Here is an 8,329-nt window from a genome sequence, read left to right as displayed (position 1 = left end):
GCCCCCCACCCCGCCGACCCCGGCCCCGCGGCACCCCCCGCCCCCGGTTACGACGACTCCGAGCGCGCCGCCGTCCACCGCGTCATCCGCGAACGCCGCGACATCCGCAACGGCTTCCGCCCGGACCCGATCCCCAACGACGTCCTGCTGCGCGTCCTGGAGGCGGCCCACACCGCCCCCAGCGTCGGCCACTCCCAGCCCTGGGACTTCGTCGTCATCCGGTCCGAGGACACCCGCGCCAAGATGCACGAGCTGGCCATGCGGCAGCGCGAGGCGTACGCCAAGTCACTGCCCAAGGCCCGCGCCAAGCAGTTCCGCGAGCTGAAGATCGAGGCCATCCTCGAAACGCCGGTGAACATCGTCGTCACCGCCGACCCCACCCGCGGCGGCCGGCACACCCTCGGCCGGCACACCCAGCCGCAGATGGCCCCGTACTCCTCCGCGCTCGCCGTCGAGAACCTCTGGCTCGCCGCCCGCGCCGAGGGCCTGGGCGTCGGCTGGGTCAGCTTCTTCGACGAGCGGGAGATGGTCCGCGAACTGGGCCTGCCCGAACACCTCGAAGTCGTCGCGTACCTCTGCGTCGGCTACGTCGACGAGTTCCCCGACGAGCCCGAGCTGCTGCACGCCGGCTGGTCCCGGCGCCGCCCGCTGTCCTGGGTCGTCCACGAGGAGACCTACGGGCGCCGCGCCCTGCCCGGCGAGGCCCCGCACGACCTCCTCCAGGAGACCCTGGCCGGTATCCGCCCGCTGGACGCCAAGGCGCTCGGTGAGGCGTGGGAGCGGCAGAAGCGGATGACCAAGCCGGCCGGCGCGCTCGGCATGCTGGAGATCATCTCCGCGCAGCTCAGCGGCCTGTCCCGCAAGTGCCCGCCGCCCATTCCGGAGCCCGCGGCGGTCGCCATCTTCGCCGGCGACCACGGCGTCCACGCCCAGGGCGTGACCCCTTGGCCCCAGGAGGTCACCGGCCAGATGGTCGCCAACTTCCTGGGCGGCGGCGCGGTCTGCAACGCGTTCGCCAACCAGGTCGGCGCCGAGGTCTGCGTCATCGACGTCGGTGTCGCCGGCGACCTCCCGGCCACCCCCGGACTGCTGCCCCGCAAGGTCCGCCCCGGCACCGCCGACTTCACCCAGGGCCCGGCGATGACCCAGGAGGACGTCCTCAAGGCCATCGAGATCGGCATCGAGACCGCCCGGGACCTCGTCGCCGCCGGCAACAAGGCCCTGCTCACCGGCGAGATGGGCATCGCCAACACCACCGCCTCGGCCGCCCTGATCGCCGTCTACACCGGCGTCGACCCGTCCGAGGTCACCGGCCGCGGCACCGGCATCAACGACGAGACCCACGCCCGCAAGGTCGACGTGGTCCGCCGCGCGCTGGAACTTCACCAGCCGGACCCGGCCGACCCGATCGCCGTCCTCGCCGCCCTCGGCGGCCTGGAGCACGCCGCGATGGTCGGCCTGATCCTCGGCGGCGCCTCCCTGCGCACGCCGGTGATCCTCGACGGCGTCAGCGCCGGCGCCGCCGCCCTGGTGGCCCGCGCCATCGCCCCCGAGGCCCTGGCCGCCTGCATCGCCGGCCACCGCAGCGCCGAACCAGGCCATGTCGCGGCCCTCAACAAGCTGGGCCTGCGCCCCCTGGTCGACCTCGACCTCCGGCTCGGGGAGGGCACCGGCGCCCTGCTCGCGCTGCCCGTCGTGCAGAGCGCCGCCCGCGCCATGCACGAGGTCGCCACGTTCGACGCCGCCGGAGTGACCGAGAAGAGCTGATCCGCCCCCGGCCCTCGCATGACCCCCGGCCCGCAGCCCTCTAGGCTGTGGGCCGGGGCCGTACGCTCATCCGGCCGTACCCCCGAAGCCGCTCCGGCGCCGCAGCGGCTTCCCCGGCCGCCGCATCCGCCGCCTCCCCGCCTCGCACCACCCACAAGGAGCCACCCCACCATGGCCGAGTCCGCCGCCGAACCCTCCGCCTACCCCGTCGGACTGCGGCTCTCCGGCCGCCGCGTGGTCGTCCTGGGCGCCGGCCAGGTCGCCCAGCGCCGGCTCCCCGCCCTGCTCGCCGCCGGCGCCGACGTCCTGCTGATCTCGCCGTCCGCCACCCCGTCCGTCGAGGCGATGGCCGACACCGGCGAACTCCGCTGGGAGCGCCGCCGCTACCGCCCCGGCGACCTCGACGGCGCCTGGTACGCGCTGATCTCCACCGACGACCCCGAGGCCAACGCCGCCGCCTCCCAGGAGGCCGAGGAACGCCGCGTCTGGGCCGTCCGCTCCGACGACGCCGAGGCCGCCACCGCCTGGACCCCGGCCACCGGCCGCGTCGAGGGCGTTACCGTCGCCGTCCTCACCGGCCGCGACCCGCGCCGCTCCGCCGCCGTCCGCGACGCCGTCGTCGAGGGCCTGCGCGACGGCACCCTCGCCGCCCCGCACCACCGCCGCCCGCACACCCCCGGGGTCGCGCTGGTCGGCGGCGGCCCCGGCGACCCCGACCTGATCACCGTCCGCGGCCGCCGGCTGCTCGCCGAGGCCGACGTGGTCATCGCCGACCGCCTCGGCCCCCGCGACCTGCTCGCCGAACTCCCCCCGCACGTCGAGGTCATCGACGCCGCCAAGATCCCCTACGGGCGGTTCATGGCCCAGGAGGCCATCAACAACGCGCTCATCGAGCACGCCAAGGCCGGCAAGGCCGTGGTCCGCCTCAAGGGCGGCGACCCGTTCGTCTTCGGCCGCGGCATGGAGGAGGCGCAGGCGCTCGCCGACGCCGGCATCCCCTGCACCGTCGTCCCCGGCATCTCCAGCACCATCTCCGTCCCCGGCGCGGCCGGCATCCCCGTCACCCACCGCGGTGTCGCCCACGAGTTCACCGTCGTCAGCGGCCACGTCGCCCCCGACGACGGCCGCTCGCTGGTCGACTGGGCCGCCCTCGCCACCCTGCGCGGCACCCTCGTCGTCCTCATGGGCGTGGAGAACAGCGCCGCCATCGCCGCCAAGCTCATCGCCTGCGGCCGCCCGGCCGACACCCCGGCCGCGGTGATCCAGGAAGGCACCACCGCCGCGCAGCGCCGGGTGGACGCCACCCTCGCCACCCTCGGCGAGACCGTACGGGCCGAAGGCATCCGCCCGCCCGCCGTCATCGTCATCGGCGACGTCGTCGCGCTCACCCCGCCGCCGATCGCCGGCTGACACCCGCGCCCGCCCCTCGGCACCACGCCCCTGACACCACGCCCCTTGGCACCCCGACACCGACAAGGCACCCTCTCCCCGTGGCAGACATCATCACCATCGAGGACCCGGACGACCCCCGGCTGCGCGACTACACCGGCCTGACCGACGTCGAACTCCGGCGCCGCCGCGAACCGGCCGAAGGACTCTTCATCGCCGAGGGCGAGAAGGTCATCCGCCGCGCCCGCCACGCCGGCTACGGGATGCGCTCGATGCTGCTCTCCGCCAAGTGGGTCGAGGCGATGCGCGACGTCATCGACGAGGTCCCGGCCCCGGTCTACGCGGTCAGCCCCGACCTCGCCGAACGCGTGACGGGCTACCACGTCCACCGCGGCGCCCTCGCCTCCATGCAGCGCAAACCGCTGCCCGCGCCCGCCGACCTCCTCGCCGGCGCCCGCCGCATCGCGGTCATGGAGGCCGTCAACGACCACACCAACATGTGTGGCACAGCATCATACCCTAGCCCCGAAGGCCCTCTGACCTGCGAAAACGCTGCTCCGCCCCGGCGGATCGCCCTCCTGGAAGGCATCGTCGACCACGGCAACCTCGGAACCATCTACCGATCCGCCGCAGCGCTGGGCATCGAAGCGGTCTTGCTCTCATCAGACTGCGCCGACCCCCTCTACCGCCGCTCGGTGAAGACATCCATGGGCGCCGTCTTCGCCGTACCATACGCACGCTTGACGCCTGGCCCAAGCGCTCTTGATGTGGTTCGCGACTCTGGTTTCCGGCTTCTGGCCCTTACCCCGGACGAGAAGGCCACGGCCCTCAACGAGCTGCACGCCGGGCCCGAAGACCAACTGGCTCTGATGCTTGGGTCTGAGGGGCACGGCCTTTCACGAGATTGGATGCGCGCTGCCGACGAGTGGGTGCGCATCCCCATGTCGCATGGCATTGACTCGTTGAATATCGCCGCAGCAGCGGCGATCAGCTTCTACTCATTGTGTGACAGCTGACCCTGAAGTGCGATAGACGAAGCCCCGGCCAAGGGCCGGGGCTTCGACGTACCTAGCTGCTGCCTCGCTGTTGGGCTTTTCCTTACTGGGCCAGGTAGACGTGCCCCTCCGTCACGTCTCGCTCGGTCAGCAAGATGTCGTACGGTGCCCTGGAGACGCGGGCGTGGACCAAGCAAAGCACCCCGGTCTCGAAGGCGAACCGGCCCTCGTGTCGGCCATAGGGAGCCTTCACAGTCATCTTGAGTACCCTCTGGTCCGGGTAGCTCGCGATGACGGTCTGCCCTGTCTTCAGCTTGCTCAGGTCCTCGACGCGGCTTCCGGCCGAGGCTTCCTCCTTGAGCTGCTCGGCCTGTTCTTTCATCGCCTGTGCTTCCCCATGCCTGCGGATGCAGTCGAGGTCCGCGCACTTTTCACAGTGCCTGCACTCGCTGCGCTTGTAGTCTGCCGGGAGCAGCTTCCCGCAGTCGGCGCAGCGCTTTTCTATCTCTGTGCTCACTTGCTCAACCTCTTTCGCTGTTCAGGCCCTCAGATTGGCCATGCTCAGATGCCAGTACTCTCCGGTGCCACCAGGACTGATCCGGCGTCCCACTGAATTGAGATCCGGGGACGGCATATCAGGTAACACCATCAGTGACACCGTGCCCCCGTACATCACCGCCATCGTCGCCCAGTGTCGAAGACTGGGGTAGGTGGGGATCACGAGCTGAGCCAGTCCCTCTTCGCTCGTGAATGAAAGTCGCACGCTGGAATCCTTTTCCAGGGTCCAGCGAGCCTGTGAATCTGCCGCACGCGCAGTTTCTGTGCGAGGGACAAAATGGTGCCGCTTCAGGAAGTCGTTGAGTTCGTCACGTGGTACCTCGGGAGCGATGGCGAGTGCCATGATCATCAGGAGCCCGCCTTCTCTTGACGGCGTACCGGTGGGGAATGCGACACCCTCCGGAACACCATTTCCTGCCGCGTAGACGATCTTCGTCTGGCCGCTCACCTAGTCCTCCAGTTGCCAATGATGAACCGCACTGTCAGAACCGGTCCTTCGGGATGTTGTCGAGCACCTTGGCCATGTTCTCGACTGAGATGAGCACGTAGGGCTCCTCGTGGAAACCATCGGCCTCGTGGACGGCAAACGGACCATGGTCGCAGACCGAGTGACCGGTGAGGAGATGGCTCAGGGCGCCCGCCACGTCGGACGGAGTCCCCGTTTTTGTCTCGGTGGTCGAGGCGTCTGCCTCGGAAGCGCTGAGCCGGGCCTCGTATTCGTAGAATCCGTCGCTGGCCAGGGCGCGGGTGTCGAATGCACCGTCGATGAATCCGTCCGGTGCGGCGAAGTACCAGCGCCGCGTGCCAAGGGAGAAGCTCAGGCCCGAAGGCCCGCCAGGCCGCCGGGTACCGGTCAGATGGAACCGGTCGGCCCTCGGGTGCTGAGCAAGGACCCATTTCTTAAGCTCTCCGGGAAACATCAGGGTGACCGGCTGCTTGGCCGCCGGACGCTTCTCGTCCTGCAAGTGGGCGATGTACGCCTTGGCCGCCTCCTGGACGGCGTCCGGGGTGCCGTCGGCCTCATGGACAACTTTGCGGAGCCCCTGAATCTCGTTGCTCCACCAGTAGGCCCAGGGGTCGCCGTCTTCGCCGTCGTTGCGTTCCTCCAGGCTTCCGTTGACTGACAGGATGTCCCTGGCGATGTTGACGCCAACGGCGCTGTCCTGCTGCCACTTGCGCTGGGCGACCAGCGAGATACGCTCGAATTCGGCGGCGAGCAACTTGTCGGCGTAGAGGCGCATGCGGCGGCCGAGGGGGCTGTCCCACAGCTCCTCATCGGTCATGTCCTCGTAGGACGTCATCGGAGATTCCTTTCGGTGTGCTCGTCTAAGAAGGCGCCCCCTCCGCGCGGAAGGGGGCGTTACTAATCACTTCGCTGAGCGCCTCTTGCGCGCTGGCTTCACCGCAGGCGCCTCAACCTTGCGTGCCATACCGGTGAACGGCTTGAGCACTTCCTGGAGTGCCGCCACGTTTTCTTCGCCGAGGTCGATCTCGTACCACTGGGTGTCGAGAACCTGACGGACCCCGATCTTCGCGGTACCGTCCTCGTTGGTCTCTCCAGTCTCGTATTCCTCTTCGACCCATGCAGGTGACGAAAACTTGATGGTGCGGACGCCTTCCGTGACGTGGGGGCTGACGTCATCCTGGAGGACCGGCCGCCAGTACGTTGCCTTCTCAACGACCTGGTTGCCTACGGGGATGTTGGCGATGACTTTCTGGACTCCCGGCTGGTCCTTCTCCGCCTCATCAACCTGGACAGTTTCCTTCACGGCCATAACGGCGACCCTTTCGATCGGTTCCCCCAAATCCTAATGGAAATAGCGGAGTTGAGGCCAATCGGCTTAGGGCTGCTTCCCCTTGCTTTCCCGTCCGCAGCTCTTACAAACTAGCCAAGGCCGCTTACGGGCGCTGGTCTTGAGTTGGACACCCGCCAAGGCGCCGGGAGTCGCCTCCAGCCGCACGACGAACACCAGCCTTCTACCGAAGCAGTGCTTGCAGAAGTTGTCCTTGACCGGGTACTCGCGTCCGATCTCCAATTGCTCCCACGTGAGGATGAGTTCTTCCAGAGTTTTTTTCTCTTGCTCAGCCACGAAGTCTCCAGTACCTAGCGCGACGGTCGTACCTACTGGTTCTCGCCACCGCGATCGAGCAGTCGGCGGAGGGCCGCCTCCTTCCGCAGCCTCACCTCGGGCTGAGCTACCAACTCACTCTGAGACACGTCCGTCCGGGTTTCGGCCACACCCAAGGACTGCATCACCAGGTAGATCAGTTCCTTGATAGCCCACAGGTCGTCGCCTGCATCGTCGATGACCGGGTCGTCGTAGTCAGCACATTGATCAGCAATGTGGCTGAGGGCCTCGGCCACAGACCGAAGAACCTTGTCGGAGAGCACGCGCATGGCAAGGACCTGTGCATCCCACGTGGCCTGCCTTTGGGCCGTATCAGCGATCTCTTGGACGGCGAGCTGCGCCTGTCCACCGAAGCCCTCCAAGTAGTTCTTGAGGGCTTCGGTGTACTGCGCTGGGTCATCAGCATCGCTGTCGAAGCTGCTCATCGCGTCTCCTTCAAACTCCGACGGCCCGCCACTACCAGAGTGGCGGGCCGTCGGAAGCGTGCGTTCGGTCAACTACTCGGAGGGGCTGCGGTGTCCACCAAGTTCTTGGACAAGTTCTTGGAACAGGCATCCGCGCAGGAGCCCGTCCATGTAGATGGCTTGCAAGGCGAATCTCAGCGTCTGGTGGGTAATGCCCAGGAGTTTTGCTTCCCGGAGGAACTGCGTCCCTTTCGCTGCTGCTACGAAAGCGATCGTGGGGACGTCGATGTGCTTGCCCCACTCCGAGAAGATTCGATCCTGACCTTCCTCTGCCCACTGTTGCATCTCGACGCGCCGGTCCACGAGGTTCTTGTGGTCCAGGAATTCCTGGAAGACCTCCCCACCGTCTTGATGGCCGCCTTCCTTGGTGTAGAGGAGGCCGAGCATGAAGCCCTCGCAGAAGCTGTTACTCAGCTCTTTGACGAGTTCGGTCGGATCAGGCGCTTCGAGCTTCATATCGCGAGTGGCGCGGTCAACGTGCTCCTCAGAGAACCCCATGATGAGGCGCTCAGGGATGCGCTTAAAAAGCTCGGCGCGTGTGGATCCCAGCTTGTCGAAACGAGTCGTGATCTCTGCGACGTCAACGAGTCGGTGGTAGTCGGGGGTGTCCGGACGCATCCGGTCAAAGCGGTCCTGGAGCGGGTTACTCACCCTGTGCCTCCGCGTATGCCTCGCGGATTTCGACCGGGACACGGCCGCGCTCGCTGATTTTGAAGTTGTTCTCCTTCGCCCAGGCGCGGATCTTCGCGGTGTCCCCGGTGCCGGAGGCGCTGGTGGAGGTGGCACGTGCCTTGCCGCGACCAGAGGAGGAGCGCCCACCAGTACGTCGACCGGCCTGGACGAACGGCTCCAGCGACTTACGCAGCTTCTTCGCATGGGCTGCGGAGAGGTCGATCTCGAACGTCTTGCCGTCGAGCGCGAACGTGACCGTCTCGTGGGCTTCGCCGCCGTCGAGATCGTCGACGAGCAGAATCTGGACCTTCTGTGCCACGGGGTTTCTCCTTGTACTGGTGGTTAGGTGAGACTA

11 protein-coding genes are annotated in these 8,329 nt (G+C 67.7%); 3 read left to right on the top strand and 8 right to left on the bottom strand.

Translation table 11 applies throughout. From position 1 onward, the window contains the following. The 3 genes from cobT to ADL22_RS12755 all read left to right on the top strand — a co-directional run. On the top strand, positions 1–1,767 hold a 1,767-nt coding region (gene cobT / locus ADL22_RS12765; RefSeq protein ID WP_159048652.1), incomplete at its 5' end, for a nicotinate-nucleotide--dimethylbenzimidazole phosphoribosyltransferase. Between the two features lie 171 nt (positions 1,768–1,938). Further along, positions 1,939–3,177, top strand: coding sequence for a uroporphyrinogen-III C-methyltransferase (cobA, locus tag ADL22_RS12760; RefSeq protein ID WP_066977377.1), 1,239 nt, complete (start codon positions 1,939–1,941; stop codon positions 3,175–3,177). A gap of 80 nt (positions 3,178–3,257) precedes the next feature. Continuing rightward, entirely contained in the window at positions 3,258–4,172 is a 915-nt protein-coding gene (locus ADL22_RS12755) for a TrmH family RNA methyltransferase (RefSeq protein WP_066977375.1), read from the top strand. Positions 4,173–4,254: 82 nt separating this feature from the next. Here the strand turns inward: ADL22_RS12755 and ADL22_RS12750 are convergent, their stop codons facing one another. From ADL22_RS12750 to ADL22_RS12725, 8 genes are all read right to left on the bottom strand, one after another. Continuing rightward, positions 4,255–4,668, bottom strand: a complete 414-nt coding sequence (locus ADL22_RS12750) for a hypothetical protein (RefSeq protein WP_066977371.1) — start codon at positions 4,666–4,668, stop codon at positions 4,255–4,257. A 21-nt stretch (positions 4,669–4,689) separates the two neighbouring features. Continuing rightward, entirely contained in the window at positions 4,690–5,157 is a 468-nt protein-coding gene (locus ADL22_RS35335; protein ID WP_159048651.1) for a hypothetical protein, read from the bottom strand. A gap of 34 nt (positions 5,158–5,191) precedes the next feature. Further along, positions 5,192–6,010 (bottom strand): hypothetical protein, encoded by an 819-nt coding sequence (locus ADL22_RS12745; RefSeq protein ID WP_066977369.1) that lies wholly within the window; start codon positions 6,008–6,010, stop codon positions 5,192–5,194. 66 nt (positions 6,011–6,076) lie between these two features. After that, the gene (locus ADL22_RS12740; RefSeq protein ID WP_066977366.1) at positions 6,077–6,484 is read right to left on the bottom strand and encodes an Lsr2 dimerization domain-containing protein; all 408 of its coding nucleotides are present in this window, start codon (positions 6,482–6,484) and stop codon (positions 6,077–6,079) included. Positions 6,485–6,550: 66 nt separating this feature from the next. Beyond that, a complete protein-coding gene (locus tag ADL22_RS34680) occupies positions 6,551–6,799 on the bottom strand; it encodes a hypothetical protein (protein WP_107116280.1) in 249 nt (82 codons plus the stop codon). A 32-nt stretch (positions 6,800–6,831) separates the two neighbouring features. Continuing rightward, entirely contained in the window at positions 6,832–7,263 is a 432-nt protein-coding gene (locus tag ADL22_RS12735) for a hypothetical protein (RefSeq protein ID WP_066977363.1), read from the bottom strand. A gap of 72 nt (positions 7,264–7,335) precedes the next feature. After that, entirely contained in the window at positions 7,336–7,953 is a 618-nt protein-coding gene (locus ADL22_RS12730) for a hypothetical protein (RefSeq protein WP_066977359.1), read from the bottom strand. Further along, complete coding sequence (locus tag ADL22_RS12725) at positions 7,946–8,293, bottom strand: histone-like nucleoid-structuring protein Lsr2 (RefSeq protein WP_066977356.1); 348 nt, start codon at positions 8,291–8,293, stop codon at positions 7,946–7,948. The genes ADL22_RS12730 and ADL22_RS12725 overlap by 8 nt, the downstream gene beginning before the upstream one ends. Positions 8,294–8,329: the final 36 nt, after the last annotated feature.

It is taken from the genome of Streptomyces sp. NRRL F-4489, from assembly GCF_001509485.1.
GTDB lineage: Bacteria > Actinomycetota > Actinomycetes > Streptomycetales > Streptomycetaceae > Streptomyces.
Note: the sequence above shows the minus strand (reverse complement) of the source record. Positions and strands in the feature narration are given on the sequence as shown.

Bases quoted from the DNA above. Each gene is read 5' to 3' on its own strand.
- cobA (WP_066977377.1), top strand. From the start codon at position 1,939: ATGGCCGAGTCCGCCGCCGAACCCTCCGCCTACCCCGTCGGACTGCGG.
- ADL22_RS12745 (WP_066977369.1), bottom strand. From the start codon at position 6,010: ATGACGTCCTACGAGGACATGACCGATGAGGAGCTGTGGGACAGCCCC.
- ADL22_RS12740 (WP_066977366.1), bottom strand. From the start codon at position 6,484: ATGGCCGTGAAGGAAACTGTCCAGGTTGATGAGGCGGAGAAGGACCAG.
- ADL22_RS12735 (WP_066977363.1), bottom strand. From the start codon at position 7,263: ATGAGCAGCTTCGACAGCGATGCTGATGACCCAGCGCAGTACACCGAA.